The sequence below is a fragment of the Streptomyces hilarionis genome, assembly GCF_024539675.1.
GTDB lineage: Bacteria > Actinomycetota > Actinomycetes > Streptomycetales > Streptomycetaceae > Streptomyces > Streptomyces hilarionis.
On sequence record NZ_JAHHIT010000446.1, the window covers coordinates 1 to 448 of the forward strand.

1 protein-coding gene is annotated in these 448 nt (G+C 69.0%); it reads right to left on the reverse strand.

What is annotated here, in order from left to right; genetic code table 11:
- Positions 1 to 448, reverse strand: a 448-nt coding sequence (locus KMS84_RS39065; protein ID WP_256921321.1) for a SidA/IucD/PvdA family monooxygenase, incomplete at both ends; no start/stop codon positions are given.

Consider the following 448-nt stretch of genomic DNA (forward strand, 5'->3'; position numbering starts at 1 on the left):
TCGACGAGGGGGCGCAGGGGGTCGGGGATGTGGGGTTCGGTGCCGATGCCGAGGACGACGTTGCGGGTGTGGGTGCGGCCGAGGGCTTCGGCTTCGCCGTCGGCGTCGAGGTGGGTGAAGTCGACTTCGAAGAGGTCGCGTTCGGGGTTCCAGCGGACGGCGTCGACCTGGTGGCGGAAGTGGAGGGCGGGGAGGTTGTCGGCGACCCAGCGGCAGTAGGCGTCGTATTCGGCGCGGTGGGTGTGGAAGCGCTCGGCGAAGTAGAAGGGGTAGAGGCGGTGGTGGGTTCTGAGGTAGTTGAGGAAGGTCCAGTCGCTGGTGGGGTCGGCGAGGGTGACGAGGTCGGCGAGGAAGGGGACTTGGATGCGGGCGCCGTCGATGAGGAGGCCGGGGTGCCAGTCGAAGCGGGGGCGTTGTTCGTAGAAGACGGCGTCGAGGGGGGTGAGGG